The organism is Bacteroides sp. AM07-18, assembly GCF_003602695.1.
Lineage (GTDB): Bacteria > Bacteroidota > Bacteroidia > Bacteroidales > Bacteroidaceae > Bacteroides > Bacteroides uniformis.
The window spans coordinates 15,289-37,201 of the sequence record NZ_QTLM01000005.1; the positions used below are offsets into that span (position 1 = coordinate 15,289).

The following is a 21,913-nucleotide window of genomic DNA, read 5'->3' on the forward strand; positions in this document are numbered from 1 at the left end:
CTCTTAAATCTGCTTGTTTGTCAAAGAGTGTTCTCCGTTCCCTTCAGGGGAGGGAGGGGACTTTATAGGTTGTAGCTTATTCCCACCTCAAAGTTCGTCCCCTTGCGGTAGCGCTCCACTTCCATCTCCTGCCCCGTGGTGGGTACATCTTGCTCGAAGATGACATCGCGGTTCAGCAGGTCGTTCACTTGCAGCTTCAGGTTGAAGTGCTTGTTCAGGCTATATCCGGCGCTGAAGTTCAACGTGTGCAGCGTCTGTTGCCTGACATCGCCCAGACCCGACACGCCTACTGCATGGATGCGGCTGCCTTGCAGGTTGTAGAGCAGGGCGAGGTTGAGCTGCCTGTCTTCGCCGAAGCGTGGCGAGTAGGTGAGGTCGGCATTGGCAAGTATGGGCGATGCGCCTTGCAGCGAACGTTCCTTGTTGGTGTAGGCACCGCCTTGGGGCAGCTTCACGTTGGTGTACATGTAGCTGATGTTGGCACTCAGGCGCAGGTCTTTGACGAGCCGTTTGCGCATCTCCAGTTCCACACCGGCAGCCATGCCGTTGTCGGCATTCTTGAAGCTGTGCAGCGTGGCACCGCCTTGCAGGTCTTGGATGCGTTCGATGGGGCTGTCGAGGTATTTGAAGTAGCCGGTCACGGAGAGCATGTCGCCGTCCTTGCCGAAGCGTTCGTAACGCAGGTCGAAGTTATAGTTGTAGCCGTTCTGCAACTCTTCGTTACCGCGGATTTGTGCCGAACCGTAGGACTCTTGGTAGAGGAAGGGTGCCATCTCGATGAACGAGGGGCGGGTGACGGTGCGCGAGGCAGAGAAGCGGATGCTGTTGGTGGGGTTCACCGCATATTTCAGGTTCAGGGCGGGGAAGAGGTCGTTCTTGTCTGAATTGCGCCGACGGGAGTACCAGTCGCCGCCGTCGCTGGCGTAGCGCACCCATTGCTTGCTCATTTCGTAGCGCAGGCCGAGGTTCACCAAGAGAGCTTCGGTGGGATAGAAATCGGTCAGCAGGTAGGCGGAGTAGATTTCGTTTCCGGCACGGTAGCTGTCTTTGGGCTGCATCACACGCTGTACCACGATTTGTCCGTCGGCAATGTTCTGCTGGTTGAGGAAGCCGTCGGTGTTGTAGATGTCGGTGATGACGGGGTTCAGTTTGTTCAGGTTGTAGTAGAAGCGGGTAGCGCTATAGTCGCGGTTCTTGTCCTTGTAGTTGAAGCCGAGCTTGAGGTGGCTGGTGTCGTTCCACTTCCAGCGCATGGCGAGGTTGGCATTCCACTCTTCTTCGTCCAGGCTGCCAAAGTAGCGCATAGTCTCTTGGCGGTTCAGCTTGAAGAGCCTGAGGCTGCCGTCGTTGTCCTTGACGTACATCACTTGGCGGCGGTCGGGCTCTTCACTACCGGTCTTGCTGTACGAGCCTCCCCAGGTCAGTTGCCACCTGTCGCCCTCGCCGAAGTTATGGATTCCGTTCAGCTGGTGGTTTTGCAGGGTATATATGTGCATGATGTTGTTGCTGCCGGTCAGCTCGTGCCCTTCTGCGTCAGTCCCTTCGCGGCGCTGGTAGGTGTCGATGGCATTGCGGGCGTAGAAGAAAGTGTAGCCTATGCGGTCGCTTCGGCGCAGGGTGTAGCCCAGGTAGCCGAGGGCGGCGAGCTTCAGTTCCTGCGCAAAGCTGTCGTAGGAGAAGTCGTCCTGCACGGTGCCGGTGGCTTCGAATGTCTTGTAGAAGGCATCTTCCATGTTCTGGTAGCCGTTGCTGGCGCTGAAGGAGGCAAGCAGGCTGAGTGTCTGGTTGCCCATACCGAAGTTCTTGCCGAAACCGAGGTTTCCGCCCAGTTCGGGCAACGAACTCTTCTTGCTGGCGCTGAAGGAGGTATCGAAGATATTGCGGGTCTTCACGTATTTGTCAAACTCCATCAAGGGCATGTCGAGGGCGGCCGCGTCTACGCCGGGTGTCTTCAAGAGCGAGCCGCTGCAGTCCATCTGATAGCGGTCTTTGCCCAAAGTGTTGAACTTCCCGCCCATGTTGAGGCTCAGTTGGAAGAAATCTTCCGGTATGTTTTCTTTGGTGCTGATGTTGATATGCGCACCACTGTAGTCGGCAAAGGCGGCGGCATCATACACCTTGCTGACGGTGATGTTCTGTACGGTGGATGAAGGGAAGAGGTCGAGCGGCACCAGCTTGTTGTCCGGGTTGGGCGAGGCGATAGGCAGACCGTTCAGCGTGGTGGTGCTGTAGCGGTCGCCCAGTCCGCGGACGATAAGTTGTCCGGCGCTGGCGATGGAGATACCCGTTATTTTCTTTACTCCTTCTTCCACATTGCCGATGCCTTTGAGGGACATCTCTTTGGAACCGAGGTTCTCGATGGCGAGGGTCGCTTTTTGCCGTTCCATTTGCAAGGCACGTTCGCCTTCGAGGTTCTTCTTGGCGGTGACCTGCACTTCGCCCAGGGTTTGCGTGTCCGGCTCCATGTCGAAGTTCAGCACGGTTTCACCCTTTATCTCTACGGCGTTCATCGTCATGTCTTTGTAGCCGATGTAACGGACGGTGAGGGTATAGGTCCCGTTCTTCAGCTCCAGTGTATAGTTACCATCCAAATCGGCGACGGCGCCTTGTGCTGTTCCGCTTACTTGCACGGTGGCTCCCGTCAGCGGCTCTTTGGTTTGTCGGTCGGTGATTGTCCCTTTGACGGTTCCCGCCGTGGCAGCCATGACGGAAAGTGTGAGGAATAAAATAAGGAAGAAAATCTTTCCCAAGTCTAATTTCATGCTCATCTCTTTTCTTTGTACGTTTTTTAATCCGCTGCAAAGATGAGGCAATGACATTACACCGGTGATACATGGAGCATACGTTTCATTTTCAAATCTATTACGATTTGGTTACCGCACATTCTTCCGGATTGTTTGTTATCCTTATATATAGGCTGCTTGGGACGAAAAAGGTTTCTAATGGTTGCTTATTAGAGTTTTATGGCTATTTTTGTATCTCAAACCAATATTGATAAATATATGGCTGTTCATCGTGACGATAGTGAACGTTTCCGGCGCCTTTCCATTCTTGGCCGGATAGGTTGGTGGGAGGCTGATTTTTCTTCAAGGCAGTATCTCTGCTCCGAATATGTCTGTAAGTTGTTAGGCTTGGAAGGGGAATACCTGAGCTTTGAGGATTTCGGTAAAATGATACGCGAAGACTATCGGACGCGTATCAGCCGGGAGTTCCTTGCCATTCAGAATATGGAGGTCTATGAACAGACGTTTCCTATCTATTCTACTGAAGGAGTGGTCTGGGTCTACTCGCGCGTGGGGTATAAGGAGCATTTGCCGGATGGTACATTGAAGGCTTTCGGAGTGTTGCAGCGCGTAGAGATGCCGAAGGAGGAGGCTGCGAAGCAGGCTTTGCAAAGAGTGAACGATTTACTTTATCGGCAGACCTCAATATCCCATTCCCTATTCCGCTTCCTGAAAGACGAGGATATAAGTGCGGGCATTTACGACATACTGAAAGATATTCTTGATTTCTTTCGCGGCGGACGTGTCTATATATTCCAATATGATGAGAAGTGCCGGTACCAGAGCTGCACATACGAGGTGGTGGCTCCGGGAGTGGCTCCTGAGAAAGAAATGCTTCAAGGAGTTCAGGCTGACAGCCTGCCGTGGTGGACGTCACAGATTATGGCACAAAAGCCCGTTCTGCTGGAAACGCTGAGGCAACTGCCGGAGCACGCTTACGCCGAATATGAAATTCTGGCGAGACAGAATATAAAGTCCTTGATGGTAACTCCGCTGGTTGCCAATGACCAGGTGTGGGGATATATGGGCATTGATTTGGTGGACCGTACCCGAATGTGGACTAACGAGGATTACCAATGGTTTAGTTCGTTGGCAAATGTCATCAGCATTTGCATAGAGTTGCGCAAAACGAAGGATGAGGCTGTGCGCGAACGTACTTTCCTCAGCAACTTGTTCCGCTATATGCCTTTGGGGTATGTGCGGATGTCCATTGTCTGTGATGAAAAGGACAACCCCTACGGGTATTATGTGACAGATGCGAATTCTATCTTTGCCGATTTTCTGGGAAAACCTGCGTCGACGTTTATCGGCAAGACAGCCTCGTCCTTTTCAAGGGAGGCGGCCCCCAGACTGGAATATCTGCTTGAGATAGTGAACACCGGGACACATAAGGAAATGGACATGTGTTTTGAGCTTACCAACAAGCACTGCCACGTGGTGATATACTCTCCGGAAAAGAATGAAGTGGTGGCGTTATTCCTCGATACGACAGACTCGGTACAGACTCATCTGGCTTTGGACCATAGCGAAAAACTGTTCAAGAATATCTTTGCCAATATACCGGCCGGGGTGGAAATCTATGACAAAGACGGATTCCTGGTAGACATCAACAATAAGGATATGGAGATATTCGGGGTCCGTGACAAACAGGATGTCATTGGAGTGAACTTATTCGAGAACCCGAATGTGTCCGCCCAATTGGCAGAACGTATACAGACTGAGGATATGGTCGACTTTCGCCTGAATTATGCTTTCGACCGGACTGAAGGGTATTACTCCACTTCCAAACAGCCGAAGGATGTGATACATCTTTATACGAAAGTGAGCAAGGTGTATGACAGTAAAGGTAACTTTACCGGCTATGCCATGATTAACATCGACAATACGGAACGGATTGATGCCATGAGCCGTATCTGTGATTTCGAGAATTTCTTCCTGCTTATATCGGATTATGCGAAGGTAGGTTATGCCAAGCTGAACCTGCTCGACCGGAAAGGCTATGCCATCAAGCAATGGTATAAGAATATGGGAGAGGACGAGAATACCCAATTGGCGGATGTCGTGGGAATATACAGCAAGATGTACCCCAGTGACCGCAGGAGGATGCTTGATTTCTTCAGTAAGGCCCGTGTGGGCGAAGCCAAACATTTCCAGGGAGAGATGCGCATTGAGCGTCCGGGCGAAAAGGGAAAATGGAACTGGGTACGTACCAATGTGGTTGTCAATCTGTTTGAACCGGAGAACGGACAAATAGAGCTGATAGGCGTCAACTATGACATTACGGAATTGAAGGAGACGGAGGCTATGCTGATTGAAGCCAAGGAGAAGGCAGAAACCGCCGACCGTCTGAAGAGTGCCTTCCTTGCCAATATGAGCCATGAGATACGTACGCCCCTGAATGCGATTGTCGGTTTCTCCAGTCTGATGGGAGAGACCGGGGACATGGAGGAAAAAAGGCAGTATATGGCGATTATTGAAGAAAACAATGACCTGCTGTTGCAGCTGATTTCCGACATACTGGATTTGTCCAAGATAGAGGCCGGGACATTTGACTTTGTGGAAAAAGAGCTGGACGTGAACATGCTGTGTGAGGACATCGTGCGCTTCATGAAGATGAAGGCTAAACCGGGTGTGGAAGTTCTCTTCGACCGTCATCTGCCGGAATGCCGGATTGTCAGTGACCGTAACCGTTTGAATCAGGTCATAGCCAACTTTGTCAACAATGCCATCAAGTTCACCACTGCGGGAAGTATACGTGTAGGATATAATAAGGTGGATGAAACTCATTTGCGTTTTTATGTGGCCGATACGGGCCTTGGCATTGAGCCGGAAATGCAGGCTCAGATATTCGACCGTTTTATAAAGCTGAATACGTTTGTGCATGGCACCGGCCTGGGGCTTTCTATCAGCAAGAGCATTATAGAGCAGTTGGGTGGCACAATCGGTGTGGACAGTGAACCGGGGAAAGGCTCATGCTTTTGGTTTGTGCTGCCGATTGTATAGTATGGAAATGTGCTAAAATACACACTCACCACAAATTATGCAGATTAACACAAGTCAAAGCTCTTGATTATCAGAACTTCTAAAGATAATTTGTGCCAATCTGTGTAATTTGTGGTAAGTGATGATACCCTCCGGTTATAATCCGAATGAGAACTTATCGATGGATTGATATACCACACTTGCAATACTCAGTACCACAATACCCAGCGTGCAAATGGCCAGGCTGGCACGTGTATAGTTGTCACTGCGGAATGCTGCAATCGGCTCGTCGCTCTTGTTGATGTACATTGCCTTTACAATCTTCAGATAGTAATAAAGCGAGATGATTGTATTGATAAGGGCAATGAATACCAGCAGATGGAAGCCGCCTTCGAAAGCTGCCGCAAAGATGAAGAACTTCGAGAAGAAGCCCGCAAACGGCGGGATGCCTGCCAGAGAGAACAAGGCTAAGGTCATCAGGAAAGCGAGCTTTGGATTGGTATTGTACAGCCCGTTGTAGTCGTCGAGCGTGAATTTATGGGCACGCAGGGCTACAATCGTGATGACTGTAAATACGCTGAGGTTGGCAAACATGTAAATCAATACATAAAAGACCAATGAAGTCATACCTTGTGAAGTGCCGCTGATAATACCCAGCATGATATAACCTGCCTGCGAGATACTGGAAAAAGCCATCAATCGTTTCAAGTTCTGCTGACGCAAGGCGAAGAGATTGGCAAGCGTGATAGAGGCGATGATGATCCAGTAGAGCACTTCTTGCCATTGAGCTACCATCGGGGCGAATACCTTGATGAGGATAGTCATCAGCACGAAAGCGGCAGAGCCTTTGGAGATAACGCTTAAATAAGCGGTTACCGTACTTGGAGCGCCTTCGTAAACGTCTGCTGTCCAAAGATGGAAAGGCACCAGTGATATTTTGAATCCCATGCCGGAGAAGAAGAATACGAATGCCATAATCTGCAACGGGTCGCCGGTGAGGCGTGCCGGTATGTCGGCAAAGTAGAGAGTGCCTACCGTACCGTAAATTAAAGATAATCCGTATAGCAGCAATCCGCTGGAGAACAATGCCGTGAGAATATATTTGGCACCTGCCTCGGCAGAGTGGTGGCGGTATTTGTCGAAGGCAACCAGGGCTGCCATCGGGATGCTTGCCGTCTCCAGTCCGATGAAGAACATCAGGAAGTGTCCGGCGGAAATCATGAAGTACATACCCAGCAGGGTGGAAAGTGTCAGAATGTAGAACTCACCTTGTTTGATGGCAGTGTCTGGACGGCGCATCCATTCGTGCGCCATCAGGAATACAATCAGTGTACCTATACTGAGGATGGATTTCACGATGCTCTGTATCGGCTGATTGTGATACATGCCGCCGAAAGCATCTGCCACAGGACCGGGAACGATGGTGATAAGTGTGTGTATGGTCAGCAGAGCAACGGGCAGCATTGTGTTCAGCACCGGTTTGCCGTCATTCTTGTGTGCATCCGGACTCATGAAGAGGTCGGCGACAAAAAGGATGACGATGACCAATATCAGCGAAAGCTCTTCTTTGAGCAGGAGGAATTGAGAATAATCCATATCTATTTACGATTTTACGATTTACGATTTACGATTGAAATTACTCTTGGGATTTACGATTTTACGATTTACGATTGAGGTTACTCTTGGGATTTACAAGTCATTTATCAATCGTAAATCGTCAAATCGTAAATAAATCAGTTATTGGCAGCACGCTGTCTCCAATCATGCCGCTAATCCACCATGGTGCCATACCGAGGGCGGCAACGCATGCGATGAGGATGATGACCGCTGTACGTTCGTCCCAGGTTGCATCGCTCAAGGTGAGGTGATGCTTGTTAGTGCAGGTGCCATAGAGAATCTTTCCTACCAGTCGCAGGATATAGACTGCCGTAATCACGATGGAGCTGCATGCAATGACCGTCCACACGCGGTGGAACGTATCGGGATGCTGGAACGAACCGGTGAAGATGGTCATTTCGGCAATGAAACCGCTGAGTCCGGGCAGTCCCAGATTGGCAAGACCGGCGATTACATAGCAGACAGCCAGAAAAGGCATAATCTTCATCAGACCGGAGAGTTCGCGGACGTCACGCGTATGGGTACGTCCGTATATCATACCGATAAGGGCGAAGAACAAGGCTGTCATCAGTCCGTGAGAGAGCATCTGCAGAACGGCACCCGTGCAAGCTGTCTGGTTCATCATCAGGATGGCGAACAACACCAGGCCGCAATGGCTGACGGAAGAGTAGGCATTGATATACTTCAAGTCGGTTTGTACACAAGCGGAGAATGCACCGTATACCACGGAGATTCCGGTAAGAATCAGGAATATCCATCCCAGTTCTTGTGCAGCTTCGGGCATCAGGTACATGGCTATGCGGAAACATCCGTAACCTCCCAGTTTCATCAATACACCGGCATGGAGCATGGATACGGCAGTCGGTGCGGAGGCGTGACCGTCGGGGCTCCATGTGTGGAACGGGAACAGAGCGCCCAGCACACCGAAACCGAGGAAGGTGAGCGGGAACCAGATACGTTGCTGTTCGATGGGAATATTGTGCATCTGTGCTATTTCCAATAGGTTCATAGAGGTGGCTCCGGCACCGTAGTAGATACCCAGGATACCGATAAGCAGGAAGGCGGAGCCGCCCATCAGCATCAGTGTCAGCTTCATGGCAGAGTACTCCTTGCGTCCCGACCCCCATACACCGATAAGCAGGTACATGGGAATGAGGGCAACTTCGTAGAACATGAACATGGTGAACAGGTCTATCGAGATGAAGAACCCGAACACACCGATGGAGAGGAAGGTGAACCAAAGGAAATATTCTTTAGTCAGCGGTTGCAGCCTCCAGGAGGCGAATGTTCCGGTAAAGACAATGATGGCCGAAAGCAGCAGCATGGCTACCGAAATACCGTCTACTCCTACCGAATAGTGGATGTTGAGTGCAGGATACCAGACCATGTCGGCACGGAACAGCATTTCATCCGTGGCACCAGCGTGGCGTGCATTGAGGTACATCACGGTCAATGCTGCAGAAAGAACCAGCAGAGCCGATGCACCGGTCACCATCACCGCGCGTATTTGTGCGATGTTGCGGCTGAGCCAAAGACCCAGCAACATCAGCAAGGGGATGAGTACGAATAATGATAAAAAGTTCATCTTTATATTTACGATTTAACGATTTACGATTTACGATTGAAAAATCTCGGGTTATAGCAATAGTAGCAGTATCAGTGCCAGCGTGCCCAGCAGGAATACAAATGTATATTGCTGGATGCGTCCGCTCTGCAGACCGCGTATCTCGTCACTGGTAGCCTCGGCACTCCAGGCAAGGAAGTTGAAGAAGCCGTCCACTACATGGCGGTCCCACCAGGCGATGGGGCGGCAGATGCAGCCGAAGATGATGCGGTGGGTGATGAACTGGTAGACCTCGTCCAGATAGAAGCGGTGGTAAGCTGCTGTCCACAAGCCTTTGAAACGGTGTGCCAATGTATCGGCAACGGGCTGTCGGCTACCTGCATAGATGTAGGTGGCAATGGCTATGGAAACCACCGCTACGGCGATACTTGTACCTGCCACACTCCAGTCCAGATGGATGTTATATGCTTCACCGTTGGAACTGATGAAGTGTCCGAAAGGAATGAAACCGGCAACTATCGTAACCACAGCAAGGAGCATCAGGGGCAGGGTCATCGCCAGAGGACTCTCGTGGGGGTGAGGCACGTGGCTGTCGCCCCCATCACTTGCCGACTTTTGTCCCGGCTCTGAGCCGGCCCAAAAGATACCATAATAAAGACGGAACATATAGAATGCTGTCATACCTGCAATCACTGTCATAATCCATCCCATAGTGGGGCTGAACAGGAAGCATGCCGTCAGGATTTCATCTTTGGAGAAGAATCCGGAGAACGGCGGGATACCAGCAATGGCGAGACATGCGATGAGGAACGTGATATGCGTAATGGGCATATACTTCCGCAGTCCGCCCATGGCAGACATCTCGTTACTGTGTACGGCATGGATGATGCTACCCGCTCCGAGGAACAGCAATGCCTTGAACATGGCATGTGTGAACAAGTGGAACATGCCTGCCATGTAGCCCAGTCCCCCTTCGTGCGGGTCGGCTGATGTACATACACCCAGCGCCACCATCATGAAACCGATTTGGGAGATGGTGGAGAATGCCAGTACACGTTTGATATCACTCTGCACACATGCCACACTGGCGGCATAGAATGCCGTGAAAGCTCCTACGTATGCCACGATGTGCAGCACGCTGGGAGCATACTCTATGAACAACGGGAACATGCGTGCCACCAGATAGACCCCTGCAACCACCATCGTGGCGGCATGAATCAGTGCACTGACTGGCGTAGGACCTTCCATGGCATCGGGCAGCCAGATGTGCAACGGGAACATGGCACTCTTTCCGGCGCCACCGATGAACATCAGTCCCAAGGCAAGCGGAATCATGGCCGCACCGCCCTTTGCCAGCGCCATCTCATTGGGGCTGAAGGTGTATGTGCCGGCATAATATCCATAGACAAGGATACCTATAAGGAAACCTAGGTCAGCAAAACGGGTAACGATAAATGCTTTCTTCGAAGCAGCAATAGCTGCGGGTTTCGTATAGTAGAAACCAATCAGCAGATAGGAGGACACGCCCACCAACTCCCAGAAAAGATACATCTGGAAGATATTCGTAGCCACTACCAGTCCGAGCATGGACATGGTGAAGAGCGACAAGAAGGCGTAGTAGCGCTGGAAACCGCGTTCGCCCTTCATGTAACCGAAAGAGTATATGTGTACTAGCAGCGAAACGGTGCTGATGACTACGAGCATCATGACCGAAATCGGGTCAAGCAGAATGCCCATGTCGATACTGAGGCTTTCTGTGAAGGGCAGCCATTTGAAGTTATAGGGCATCAGCGTCTCGTACGTACCGTCAGCAAGGCGGGGAGCGCTGAAGTACATTCCTGCGGTGAGATAGGAAAGCACTGCGACCAGGCCCAGTACTGCAGTTCCGATAAGGCCGGCAATGCGGTGCGACATCCATTTACCTCCAAGTCCCAGGGCGAGGAAAGAGAGGAAAGGGAGCAGAAGGATTAATATTGTATATTCCATATATACTATGTTTATCAATTATTACTATTCAAGAAACATCGTTTGGCGATTTTGGCTCTTACCATTTCATCTCATCCAGTTTGTTCACCTGGATGCTGCGGATGTTACGGTAGATGTTAATCATGATGGCAATGGCTACAGCCGTTTCGGCCGCCGAGATGGCGATGGAGAATAAAGAGAAGAAATATCCTTCCAGTCCTCCGGGGAATAGGAAACGGTTGAACACCGCAAAGTTGATGTCCGTGGCATTCAGAATCAGCTCGATGCTGATAAGTATCGCCAGCGTGTTGCGGCGGGTAAAGAACCCATAGATGCCTGCGAAAAACATGATAGCCGAAACTATCAGATAATATTCCATGTGTATCATAATTCTTATCTTTTACGTGCTATTAATAATCCACCTACGATACATGCCAATAACAAGATGCTGACAGCTTCGAAGGGAAGCAGATAACCATACTTGTCACCGCTCAGCATGTGGTGACCGATGGTCTTGATGTTGACCTCCAAAGGTTCCACGTCGGTGGTGGCAATGAACTTATGCTTCAAAGTGATGAATACTACGATGATGGCACCGCCCACGGTGGCACCCAGTCCGGCAAGGAACCTGCTACGCTTTAACTTCTCGATGACATCGCCTTCGCCACTGGTAAGCAGTATGGAGAAGACGTAGAGCACTACGATACCGCCGGCATAGACCATAATCTGCACGGAACCGAGGAAGGTGTAACCCAGCAGAAAGTAGATGCCTGCCGTACCGAAAAGTACGAACAGCAGGTAGGTGGCCGAGCGCACCATGCGGTGGGTCGTTACCGTCAAGATGGAAAATACGGTGATAAAGGCCGCAAGGAAGTAGAATACTACTGTTTCAAGAGTTATTTCCATGTTGTTTAATTACAAGTTACTATTAACGAATTACTTTGTTGTCTCTTCTTTGGGAGCAGCGGGTTTCTTTTTTTCTTCTACATGGCTGCCCGGACGGTTCAGCGTCATGACCAGTTTCGTGCGGTCGAACACTGCATGCTCAAAATCCTGGTTGAACGTGATGGCATCGTGAGGGCAGGCATTCACACAGAGTTGGCAGAACATGCACGAACCGAGGTCGTATTCGTACTTAACCAATATCTTCTTTTTCTTGCCGTCTTCCGTTTCAACCATCTCGCCGGTCACCTTGATAGTGTCGTTGGGACAAGCCATCTGGCACAAACCGCAAGCTACACACCGATGTTCATTTTTATCATTATGGGGCATGGTCAGCGTGCCACGGAAACGGTCGGAGAGTTTCAATGTCGAGCGGTTTTCCGGATATTGTTCGGTAGTCTTTCGTCGGCAGAATACGGTCATGGTTGTCTTCATACCTGTCAGCAGAGAAGTGACGCCGTGTATGAGTCCGCCGATATAAGAGTTCTTTTCTTTCATTACTTTTGCCTTTATTAAAATTATCCGCAAGGAAATCTTGCTCCGGCGCTACGCCGGTTAGAAATGCAATTTAAATACTACAATTAATACCATCAAAATCAAGTTCACCATAGAGATGGGTACCAGGTACTTCCACTCCAGATTCAGAATCTGGTCAATACGCAGGCGGGGGAAGGTCCACTTTATCCACATCAGCAGGAAGACTACGAAGAAGGCCTTTCCGAAGAACCATACAAATCCCGGAATGTAATCCATCACTGCGTTGAAGCCGTCCAGGCCTACGATGTGTAGCGGCATCCAGCCTCCCAGGAAGATGGTGGCTGCCACGGAGGCTACGATAAACAGATTCAAATATTCTGCCAGATAGAAGAATCCGAAGCCCATACCGCTGTATTCCGTATGGTATCCGGCAGTCAACTCGCTTTCGGCTTCGGGCAAGTCGAAGGGACCGCGGTTGGTTTCCGCATTTCCGGCAATGAGGTAGATGATGAAGGCTATCAATGCAGGGATATGTCCCTTGAAGATGAACCAGCCGTCAGCTTGTCCTTCTACTATTTCGGAGAACTGCATGGTTCCCATCAACACTACCATTGTCAGTATGCTCAATCCGCAGGACAACTCGTAGCTGATAATCTGCGCACCGCTTCGCATGGCTCCAATCAGCGAGAATTTATTGTTGGAACTCCAGCCTGCCAGCAGGATACCCACTACGCCGATACTCGATGCAGCCAGCAGGAAGAACACTCCTACATTGAAGTCCAATACCTCCAATCCCTTGTTGATGGGCAGGCAGGCAAATGTCAGGAAAGAAGCGATGATTACCATGAACGGTGCCAGATTGTAGAGGAACCGGTCAGAGAATTTCAAATCAATGATTTCCTTTGTCAACATCTTGATGACGTCGCAGGGCACTTGGAGCAATCCCCATTTCCCCACGCGCATCGGACCGAGGCGGCATTGGAAGAAGGCGCATATTTTACGCTCCATGTAAATCAGGATGATGGCAAGCACGGCATACATCAAGATGATGCATACGCCAATCACCACGCATTCGAGGAATATTGCCAGACCTTCCGGCATCAGGGAAGTCAGCATCTGGTGTATCCAGTTGGTTACTATACTAAAGTCAAACACGTTGTTCATTTACTATTTACAATTTACTATTTACAATTTACGAGGCGCTTTTTGATTTACAATTCACAATGTACAATTTACAATTTGGCTGCGCTGTAATTCCGCATGGTAAATTGTAAATTGTCAAATCGTAAATCCTTTTATCTGTCAATATCTGGTACTACATAATCCAATGTTCCGCCAATGGCAATAAGGTCGGCGATTTTAGCTCCGCGGCAAATCGTATTTACGGTCGATACCAATGGCAAGCCCGTACTGCGGAAATGCAGGCGGTAAGGCATCTTGTCGCCATGGCTTTCGAGGAAGACGCCGAACTCACCGCGGCTACCTTCTACGGCTGCATAATAAGTGCCTTCCGGTACGCGGATAATAGGTTTCATCTTTTCCTGGTAGGCTCCTTCCGGGATGTTGTCTATCAGTTGCTCGATAATCTTCAGGCTCTCCAGAATTTCATCCATACGGATAAGGTAGCGTGCCCATGAATCGCCTTCGGTGCGGATGATTTCTTTAAAGTCCACCTTGTCATATACGGCATATGGCATACGCTTACGCACGTCGCAGGCCCATCCGCTGGCGCGTCCGGTGCCTCCGGTAGCTCCAAAGGCGATGGCATCTTCCCGTGAGAGTATACCCACACCTTTCAGACGTTGCTGGGCAATGATGTTCCCGGTGAATACGTCGTGATATTCGTGTAGGATACCGCGGAGGTAGGGGATAAACTCCTTCACTTTCTTTACGAAGCCGGGAGCAATGTCTGCCTGCACGCCACCGATGGTGTTGTAGTTCATGATGAGGCGTCCGCCGCAAGTTTCCTCAAAGATGTCGAGTATCTTTTCGCGGTCGCGGAAACCGTAGAAGAAGGCCGTTAATGCACCCAGGTCCATAGCAAGACAAGAATAGAACAGCAGGTGAGAGTCTATTCGCTGCAACTCGTCCATGATGGTACGTATGTACTGCACGCGTTCGCTTACTTCCACGCCCATTGCCTTCTCGATACACATGCACAAGGCATGGCGGTTCTGGTGTGCGCCCAGGTAGTCCAGACGGTCGGTTAGAGCCAAGGTCTGCGGATAGGTCAGGCTTTCGCACATCTTCTCGATACCCCGGTGGATGTAGCCGCAGTTGGCATCAATCTTGTCGATGATTTCACCCTCCAATGATACACGGAAGCGCATTACGCCGTGGGTGGCCGGATGTTGGGGACCGATGTTCACCACATATTCCTCATCACCGAAAAGTTGCATCTCCTTATTCTTGATGCTACCGTCGGGATTCAGCTCCAATTCCATGGTGGTGTCCACCGTTTCTTCGTTGTCCATACGCAACGGATTATCTTTTTCCGGCTCATTGTCTTTACGCATGGGATAGCCTACCCAGTCATTGCGCAGATAGAGTCGGCGCATATCCGGATGACCGATGAAAACGATGCCGTAAAAGTCGTAGACTTCGCGCTCGTTGAAATCCGCAGCTTTCCAGATATCGCTGACGGAAGGAAGTTCGGGATGTTCCCGGTTTAGAGTGGCGGTGCGTACCGCTATCCGTTCGCCGGTAACAGTAGATTCCAACAGATAGACTACACCGAGTCCGCGGGGGGTGTCCGGTGCGTCTTTCTCGTCGGGTATTCCCCAATCCATACCGCTGAGGCATTCCAGGAAGTCCATTTGTTTCTCTTTCCGCAGACGCAGCATTTCGTCGTGCAGGACTGAGGGCTCTATGTATTTTATTTCCATATTTTTAAGTACTGATTAGTGGTTCTCTTCTTTTCTGTTTACTCCACCGAAGTATTTCTCTATTTTCACTTTACGCTGCAATTGCATCATGCCGTAGTAGAATGCTTCCGGACGCGGAGGGCAACCGGGAATGTAGACATCCACCGGCAGAATCTTGTCCACACCGTTCACCACGTGATAGGATTTCTTGAACGGGCCTCCGCTGACGGCACAGCCGCCTACGGCTACTACATATTTCGGATCGGCCATCTGGTCGTAAAGACGTTTCAGAACGGGAGCCATCTTGTTGGTTATTGTTCCGCAAACCATAATCATGTCTGCCTGGCGCGGACTGGCACGGGCTACCTCGAACCCGAAGCGCGCCATATCGTAGCGGGCTGCGCCGAGGGCCATGAATTCGATACCGCAACAGCTGGTTGCAAACGTAAGAGGCCACAGTGAGTTGCTGCGTCCCCAGTTGACGAAATCGTCCAGTACGCCAAGGGCGACATTGGCGCCTCCGGCATTAAGTTCCCGAACCAGTTTCTCCAACGTTTCGTTGTCTGTAAACTCCTCATAAGGGATAGATTTAATTTTCGGTTTCTTTGTTACTTCCATTCCAAAGCTCCTTTCCTCCAGGCATAAGCAAGGCCCAGAATCAATATAATCAGGAAAAATAAAACACTGAAAAGTCCTGCCACGCCAAGTTCGCGGGTGATGACTGTCCAAGGGAACAGAAATACCGTTTCCACTTCGAACATCAGGAACAAGATGGCAAACAGATAGTAACCTACCCGGAATTGCATCCACGATTTACCGCGGGTAGGGATACCACACTCGTACGGCTCCATCTTCTGTGCATTGTACGAACGGGGTGCTATCGCATTGGAGAGCGCGATGACGATACCCACGAAAGCGATTGCCGTCAATAAGACGACCACTAACAAAGTAAAGTTCATAAACCTGATAAGATTTTAGATATATAATAATAGATACATCGCACCGGAGGACAAAACCTCTGATTTGTTGTCCGGCGAGGTCAGGGGCAAGCGTCTGCGCTTGCAGGCCTTCTAAATGATAATCTTTCTTAGCCCGAACACGTAATAATTCGCGTCGGGTACGGGATGAGGAGACAGATTCAACAAACGGTCGCATTCCGGTGCATAGGCATGCTGCTGCATCTTGTAGATGTACATGCGCAGGAGTACGCTTTTGTTGGTTGGTACTTGCGTATGGTCCACATGTTCTATGCAGAGGGAGTTTGGTGAAAACAAGTCGTAGAACTTCTGGACTGCTTGTTGGGTGGTAGGAGCTTGTGACAGCGTACAGCATTCTGCTTGTCGGGTGGCAGGAACGCACAAAATATCTGCAGCTCCGGTTGCACTGTCGTGCAATAGGGCTGCAAAGATTATGATTAAACAGTATTTAATGCATTGCTTCATACCACAATTCTCTCTTTCAAGGACGCAAAGATATAATAAGTATTGTTCAATTTGCTATCCCCGCATAACAAAAAATGATTATTTTTACACTTTTTATCCTAAATCAATTCCGTTTCCAGAAATCCGGTGTGAAAAGCAGCAGTACGGTAAATAACTCAAGACGACCCAGAAGCATTAAAAAGGATAACAGCCATTTAGCTGCATCGGGCAGGGCATTCCACGAATAGGCAGGTCCGGTTTCACCCAATCCGGGTCCCATATTACCGATACTGGAAATGACGCAGCCCATTGATTCTTCAGCCCCGACACCCATAGCCATCATGAGCAGTGTGCCGATGACTATAATGGAGATATAAATAAAACAAAAAGCCAGTACGGTGGAGACAATGGAGGGAGAGATTACCTGCTTGTTTATCCGTACCGGAAGTATGGCATTGGGGTGTAGGATGTGTTTGAACTCGTTTCGTGAGACTTTGGTAAGAATTACCATACGTATACACTTCAAGCCTCCGGTGGTACTGCCTGCACACGCTCCCATCAGCATGATGATGGTAAGCAGCCCCCACAAGACGGGTGTCCATTGCATATAGTCATCTGTCGCAAAACCGGTGGAGGTCTGGAGGGAGATTACCTGGAACAAGGATTTGCGGAAGGATTCTTCCATCCCCATGGGACTGGTATAGTAAAGCACGATGGCTATGACGGCAGTGAAGAGCACAACTGAACCGAAATAGAATTTCAGCTCGGCATTGCCGATGAACTTCTTGAATTTCCGGTTGACGAACAATAATAGCAAGGTGAAGTTGATGCCGGAGATAAACATGAAAATGGAGATGACATATTCTATATAAGGAGAATTGTAGTAGGCAACGCTGGCCTGCTTGGTGGAGAAGCCACCGGTACCGGTAGTGGCAAATGCATGGCAGATACTGTCGAACCAGTCCATACCTCCAAGCATCAGCAGACCGACAAGCAGAGCGGTTATGCCGGCATAGATACTCCAAATCCATTTGGCGGTGATACCGATACGGGGATGAACCTTGTCATGTGTAGGGCCGCTTGCCTCGGCGGCGAACACCTGCAGGCCACTGACTCCGAAGATGGGAAGCACTGCAATGGTGAACATGATGATTCCCAAGCCGCCAATCCACTGTGTCATACTGCGCCAGAACAGTATTCCATGAGGAAGTGACTCGATGTCGTCCAAGATGGTGGCACCCGTACTGCTGAAACCGGACATGGTTTCGAAGAATGCATTGGCAATGTCGGGTATGTATCCGCCTATATAGAAAGGCAGCATTCCGAAAAGAGAGAATGCCACCCAGGCAAAGCTGACCAGTACATATCCGTCACGGCGCGTCAGTTGTCGTTCACCTCCCTTGCCGAGAGCCGCCAGCAATAAGCCTACCCCTGCTGTGATGCCTCCTGCTTTCCAGAAGTCGAGCATATCGCTTTCTCTGTAGTAGAAGGACACGCCCGAACAGACCAGAAACATGACTGTTTCCAGCAATAGCAGAATACCGATAATCCGTATGATTGTCTTGAAGTTAATCATTTACCAACTACTCATTCTCAATTAGTTAAAGTATTTTTCGATTTTCTTAATCATCATGTTCAGGCAGAATACCACTACATGGTCACCCGGCTGTATCAGGGTGTTACCCATAACCACAACGCCTTCCCCCTGGCGGATAAGTCCGCCGATGGTGGCTCCTTTCGGGAGGCCGAGGTCTTTTACCGGATGTTTGGTAATCTTCGAGCCGGCCTTAACGGTAAATTCTGCTACATCGGCATTGGCAAAGGTCAGGCATTTCACGTTGCTGACGTCCGCATCCAGCATCATCTGGTAGATGTGGCTGGCAGCAATCATCTTTTTGTTGATGACGGTGCCGATGTCAAGGCTTTCGGCCATGCCTATGTAGTCGATGTTCTCCACTTCCGCTACGGTTTTGCTGACTCCCATGCGTTTGGCGGCAAGGCAGGCCAGAATATTGGTTTCCGAGTTGCCGGTCAAGGCTACGAAGGCTTCCGTGTTCTTCAGTCCCTCTTCCACAAGTAAGTCCATATCCCGCCCGTCGCCATTGATAATCATGGTGCGGTCGTCAAGCAACTCGGTCAGGCGGTTGCAGCGGTTCAGGTCGTTGTCCACGATTTTCACCTGCATGTAGTCCGGGACGTATTGGGCGGTGCGTACGGCAATCCGGCTTCCACCCATAATCATCACGTTGCGCACATCGGCATAATCTTCTTTGCCGGCTATCTTGCGGATGTAGGGGACGTATTTTCGTGTGGTGGTGAAGTATACGATGTCATGTAGCTTGATGGTATCGTCACCACGGGGAATCAGTGTTTCGCTTCCCCGTTTGATGGCTACCACGTGATAGGGCAGCTCCGGTCCGCCCAACTCATGGAGGGGGATGTTCAGTATCTCGGCTTTTTCGCGCATCTTGGTGCCTATCAGTATCAAGGCTCCTCCGCAGAACTCCCACCATTGGCGTACCCAGCTCATGCGGATGGAGGACACGATTTCCTTGGCGGCAAGCATTTCCGGGTAGATGAGTGAATCGACGCCCAGCTTCTGGAAAAATTCCTTGTTTTTGGGCAGCAGGTATTCGTAGTTGTCAATACGGGCTACGGTCTTCTGTGCTCCCAGATTGTTGGCAAGCATGCATGCGGTCATGTTCCGGCTTTCATCGGGGGTGACGGCTATGAACAGGTCGGCTTCTCCCACTCCCACTTCTTTCAAGCCTTTTATGGAGGTAGGGGAGGCTGTAGCCGTCATCAAGTCGAAGTTAGAGTTCAGTGTGCTCAACTTCTCTTCGTTGTCGTCCATCAGAATGATGTCCTGCTTCTCGCGGGACAGCAACTTGGCCAAGTGTGTGCCTACTGCGCCGGCACCTGCAATAATTATTTTCACTTTTAGTTCGCTGATAGTTGGTAATTAATAGTTGACCTATGGGGTAAATGCTCAAACTGTCAATTTTCAACTATCAATTATCAATTGATTATAGATTCCTTCTTCGTCCATTCCGCAAAGATGGTGCAACTCTTGTATGGTGCCGTGTTCTATGAAGGCATCGGGTACACCGATACGTCTGAAATGGGGAATATAGTCATTGTCCGCCATGAACTCCAGTATGGCACTGCCCATTCCTCCTTTTTTGACACCGTCTTCTATGGTGACGACATGCTGGAAGTTGAGTCCCACCTCGTGCAGCAGGGCTTCGTCGAGCGGCTTGAGAAAACGCAGGTCGTAGTGGGCTATGGAGATTCCTTTGTCCTTCTCCGCACGCTCTATGGCACGTGCGGCCACGTTGCCTATGGGACCGAGGGTGATGACTGCCAGGTCTTTGCCTTCTTTCAGTCTGCGCCCTTTGCCTACGGGGATTTCTTCCAGCGGACATTTCCAATCCAGCAATACGCCGCGTCCGCGGGGATAGCGGATGACGAACGGACCTTGGTCCGGCAACTGTGCCGTGTACATCAGGCGGCGCAATTCATGTTCGTCCATCGGTGAAGATATGGTCAGGTTGGGAATCGGACGGAAATAGGCCAGGTCGAAAACTCCGTGGTGTGTCGGTCCGTCTTCTCCTACCAGTCCGGCGCGGTCCAGGCAAAGTACGACGGGGAGGCGGAGCAGGGCGATGTCATGGATGACATTATCGTATGCCCGCTGCATGAAGGAGGAGTAGATGTTGCAGAAAGGCTGCATTCCTTCTTTAGCCATACCGCCCGAGAAAGTGGCTGCATGCCCTTCGGCAATACCCACATCGAAGGCACGGTCGGGCATGGTGTCCATCAGCTTGTTCATAGAGCAGCCGGTGGGCATGGCGGGGGTTACTCCGACGATTTTCGGATTTTCCTTTGCCAGTTCTACCAGCGTTTCCCCAAACACGTCCTGGAAAAGCGGAGGCAAATTGCTGGTATCCGCCTTGAGGCGTTCTCCGGTTTCCGGATCGAACTTGCCCGGTGCATGCCAGATATCGGGATTCTTCTCGGCAGGTTCGAATCCTTTTCCTTTCACAGTGTGCAGATGCAGTATTTTCGGTCCCTGCATATCTTTGATGTCCCGCAGGACACGGGCTATGTTTTTCACATCGTGTCCATTGATAGGGCCGAAGTAGCGGATGTTCATCCCTTCAAAGATATTCTGCTGCTGGGCGGCCATTGATTTCAGGCTGTTGGCGAAGCGAATCAGCGCTTTGCGGCGGTCCTCGTTCAAAAGTCCCATTTTGAACAGCAGTCTGGATGTCTTGAAGCGCAGCTGGTTATAGCGGTTGCTGGTAGTCAAGTTGAAAAGGTACTGCTTCATGCCGCCTACACTTCTGTCTATCGACATATCATTGTCGTTGAGAATGATAAGAAGGTTGTTAGGGGTAGACGAAGCGTTGTTCAGTCCTTCGAAAGCCAGGCCGCCGCTCATGCTTCCATCACCGATGACGGCGACCACATGGCGGTCTTTCTCGCCTTTTTCGGCAGCGGCAACAGCCATGCCAAGAGCGGCGGAGATTGAATTTGACGCATGTCCGCAGGTGAATGTGTCATAATCGCTTTCCTCTGGTGAGGGAAAAGGACGAACTCCCTTGAATTTACGGTTGGTGGAGAATGCTTCACGGCGTCCGGTCAGTATCTTGTGCCCGTACGCCTGATGGCCTACATCCCAGACTATGCGGTCGTACGGAGTATTGAATACGTAGTGCAAGGCAACGGTCAGCTCTACCGTGCCCAGGCTGGCAGCGAAATGTCCGGGGTTACACGAAACCTCCTTTATAATGTCTTGCCTCAATTCTTTACAGACTTCAGGAAGCTCTTCTACGCTGAGTTGGCGTAAATCCTCGGGAAATGTAATGGTGTTAAGCAAGTTATATGTTGTTGGTTCTGTTCTCATTTCTAATCTGAAGATTACAAAATGCAAAAATAGCAAAAGAAAACGGATGGCGGGAAGTTTTAGAAGGAAAAAAAGCCTCTTTTGTTCACTTCTGTTTTTACTTTCTCTTTGCATACGCCATATTTCTCGTTCAGCCTGCCTATGGTTAAGGGAAAAGATGCCTGATAGTAAATCGTTCCTCCATGGAGAAAATATTGTTCCATCCTGGGGGAAAAATCGTTCCACCATGGTGGAACGATTTTTTCTCCATATAGGAATAATTTAATTTTGGTAGGCAAAGATATTAGTCCTTTCAAAAATTGACTTGTACTCTCGTATGTGTGCATCTATGATAAGAGATGCTTTAAATTTAATGTTTATTGAAAAATACAACTTAATAAATTATTTAT

16 protein-coding genes are annotated in these 21,913 nt (G+C 50.1%); 1 reads left to right on the plus strand and 15 read right to left on the minus strand.

From position 1 onward, the window contains the following. Positions 1-62: 62 nt before the first annotated feature. Positions 63-2,768 carry a TonB-dependent receptor gene (locus tag DW096_RS08815; RefSeq protein ID WP_117963616.1) on the minus strand — a complete coding sequence of 902 codons (2,706 nt, stop codon included), beginning with the start codon at positions 2,766-2,768 and terminating at the stop codon, positions 63-65. A 234-nt stretch (positions 2,769-3,002) separates the two neighbouring features. Between DW096_RS08815 and DW096_RS08820 the strand changes: the two genes are divergently transcribed. Next, positions 3,003-5,786 carry an ATP-binding protein gene (locus DW096_RS08820; RefSeq protein ID WP_009037159.1) on the plus strand — a complete coding sequence of 928 codons (2,784 nt, stop codon included), beginning with the start codon at positions 3,003-3,005 and terminating at the stop codon, positions 5,784-5,786. 135 nt (positions 5,787-5,921) lie between these two features. On the opposite strand, the gene DW096_RS08825 is transcribed toward DW096_RS08820, so the two are convergent. The 14 genes from DW096_RS08825 to dxs form a co-directional block, all read right to left on the minus strand. Beyond that, the gene (locus tag DW096_RS08825; protein ID WP_005823978.1) at positions 5,922-7,361 is read right to left on the minus strand and encodes an NADH-quinone oxidoreductase subunit N; all 1,440 of its coding nucleotides are present in this window, start codon (positions 7,359-7,361) and stop codon (positions 5,922-5,924) included. A gap of 121 nt (positions 7,362-7,482) precedes the next feature. Then, entirely contained in the window at positions 7,483-8,967 is a 1,485-nt protein-coding gene (locus tag DW096_RS08830; protein ID WP_005823976.1) for a NuoM family protein, read from the minus strand. 51 nt (positions 8,968-9,018) lie between these two features. Continuing rightward, on the minus strand, positions 9,019-10,932 hold the full coding sequence (gene nuoL / locus DW096_RS08835) for an NADH-quinone oxidoreductase subunit L (protein WP_117963615.1): 1,914 nt from the start codon (positions 10,930-10,932) through the stop codon (positions 9,019-9,021). A 58-nt stretch (positions 10,933-10,990) separates the two neighbouring features. Continuing rightward, on the minus strand, positions 10,991-11,299 hold the full coding sequence (nuoK, locus tag DW096_RS08840) for an NADH-quinone oxidoreductase subunit NuoK (protein ID WP_005823972.1): 309 nt from the start codon (positions 11,297-11,299) through the stop codon (positions 10,991-10,993). A gap of 5 nt (positions 11,300-11,304) precedes the next feature. Next, positions 11,305-11,817: an NADH-quinone oxidoreductase subunit J gene (locus tag DW096_RS08845; RefSeq protein WP_005823970.1), complete on the minus strand. Its 513-nt coding sequence runs from the start codon at positions 11,815-11,817 to the stop codon at positions 11,305-11,307. A gap of 30 nt (positions 11,818-11,847) precedes the next feature. Next, positions 11,848-12,351: a 4Fe-4S binding protein gene (locus DW096_RS08850; protein ID WP_118931105.1), complete on the minus strand. Its 504-nt coding sequence runs from the start codon at positions 12,349-12,351 to the stop codon at positions 11,848-11,850. A gap of 57 nt (positions 12,352-12,408) precedes the next feature. Next, positions 12,409-13,485, minus strand: a complete 1,077-nt coding sequence (nuoH, locus tag DW096_RS08855; protein WP_009037156.1) for an NADH-quinone oxidoreductase subunit NuoH — start codon at positions 13,483-13,485, stop codon at positions 12,409-12,411. A 140-nt stretch (positions 13,486-13,625) separates the two neighbouring features. Then, positions 13,626-15,215, minus strand: coding sequence for an NADH-quinone oxidoreductase subunit D (locus tag DW096_RS08860; protein ID WP_008665629.1), 1,590 nt, complete (start codon positions 15,213-15,215; stop codon positions 13,626-13,628). 15 nt (positions 15,216-15,230) lie between these two features. Next, positions 15,231-15,812 (minus strand): NADH-quinone oxidoreductase subunit B, encoded by a 582-nt coding sequence (locus tag DW096_RS08865; RefSeq protein ID WP_005823959.1) that lies wholly within the window; start codon positions 15,810-15,812, stop codon positions 15,231-15,233. After that, positions 15,803-16,153, minus strand: a complete 351-nt coding sequence (locus DW096_RS08870) for an NADH-quinone oxidoreductase subunit A (RefSeq protein WP_117963614.1) — start codon at positions 16,151-16,153, stop codon at positions 15,803-15,805. The genes DW096_RS08865 and DW096_RS08870 overlap by 10 nt, the downstream gene beginning before the upstream one ends. 111 nt (positions 16,154-16,264) lie before the next feature. Further along, complete coding sequence (locus DW096_RS08875; protein ID WP_005823953.1) at positions 16,265-16,636, minus strand: hypothetical protein; 372 nt, start codon at positions 16,634-16,636, stop codon at positions 16,265-16,267. 103 nt (positions 16,637-16,739) lie between these two features. After that, positions 16,740-18,191, minus strand: a complete 1,452-nt coding sequence (locus DW096_RS08880; protein ID WP_005835219.1) for a TrkH family potassium uptake protein — start codon at positions 18,189-18,191, stop codon at positions 16,740-16,742. A gap of 21 nt (positions 18,192-18,212) precedes the next feature. Beyond that, positions 18,213-19,553 (minus strand): Trk system potassium transporter TrkA, encoded by a 1,341-nt coding sequence (trkA, locus tag DW096_RS08885; RefSeq protein ID WP_005835221.1) that lies wholly within the window; start codon positions 19,551-19,553, stop codon positions 18,213-18,215. A gap of 66 nt (positions 19,554-19,619) precedes the next feature. Further along, positions 19,620-21,524 carry a 1-deoxy-D-xylulose-5-phosphate synthase gene (dxs, locus tag DW096_RS08890; RefSeq protein ID WP_117877857.1) on the minus strand — a complete coding sequence of 635 codons (1,905 nt, stop codon included), beginning with the start codon at positions 21,522-21,524 and terminating at the stop codon, positions 19,620-19,622. Between the last annotated feature and the right edge of the window lie 389 nt (positions 21,525-21,913).

What these genes read in the sequence shown, in the direction of transcription:
- DW096_RS08815 (WP_117963616.1), bottom strand. Translation starts at nt 2,768, where the DNA reads ATGAGCATGAAATTAGACTTGGGAAAGATTTTCTTCCTTATTTTATTC.
- nuoL (WP_117963615.1), bottom strand. Translation starts at nt 10,932, where the DNA reads ATGGAATATACAATATTAATCCTTCTGCTCCCTTTCCTCTCTTTCCTC.
- dxs (WP_117877857.1), bottom strand. Translation starts at nt 21,524, where the DNA reads ATGAGAACAGAACCAACAACATATAACTTGCTTAACACCATTACATTT.
- DW096_RS08875 (WP_005823953.1), bottom strand. Translation starts at nt 16,636, where the DNA reads ATGAAGCAATGCATTAAATACTGTTTAATCATAATCTTTGCAGCCCTA.
- DW096_RS08880 (WP_005835219.1), bottom strand. Translation starts at nt 18,191, where the DNA reads ATGATTAACTTCAAGACAATCATACGGATTATCGGTATTCTGCTATTG.
- DW096_RS08870 (WP_117963614.1), bottom strand. Translation starts at nt 16,153, where the DNA reads ATGAACTTTACTTTGTTAGTGGTCGTCTTATTGACGGCAATCGCTTTC.
- DW096_RS08825 (WP_005823978.1), bottom strand. Translation starts at nt 7,361, where the DNA reads ATGGATTATTCTCAATTCCTCCTGCTCAAAGAAGAGCTTTCGCTGATA.
- nuoK (WP_005823972.1), bottom strand. Translation starts at nt 11,299, where the DNA reads ATGATACACATGGAATATTATCTGATAGTTTCGGCTATCATGTTTTTC.
- DW096_RS08845 (WP_005823970.1), bottom strand. Translation starts at nt 11,817, where the DNA reads ATGGAAATAACTCTTGAAACAGTAGTATTCTACTTCCTTGCGGCCTTT.
- DW096_RS08865 (WP_005823959.1), bottom strand. Translation starts at nt 15,812, where the DNA reads ATGGAAGTAACAAAGAAACCGAAAATTAAATCTATCCCTTATGAGGAG.
- DW096_RS08860 (WP_008665629.1), bottom strand. Translation starts at nt 15,215, where the DNA reads ATGGAAATAAAATACATAGAGCCCTCAGTCCTGCACGACGAAATGCTG.
- DW096_RS08830 (WP_005823976.1), bottom strand. Translation starts at nt 8,967, where the DNA reads ATGAACTTTTTATCATTATTCGTACTCATCCCCTTGCTGATGTTGCTG.
- DW096_RS08820 (WP_009037159.1), top strand. Translation starts at nt 3,003, where the DNA reads ATGGCTGTTCATCGTGACGATAGTGAACGTTTCCGGCGCCTTTCCATT.
- DW096_RS08850 (WP_118931105.1), bottom strand. Translation starts at nt 12,351, where the DNA reads ATGAAAGAAAAGAACTCTTATATCGGCGGACTCATACACGGCGTCACT.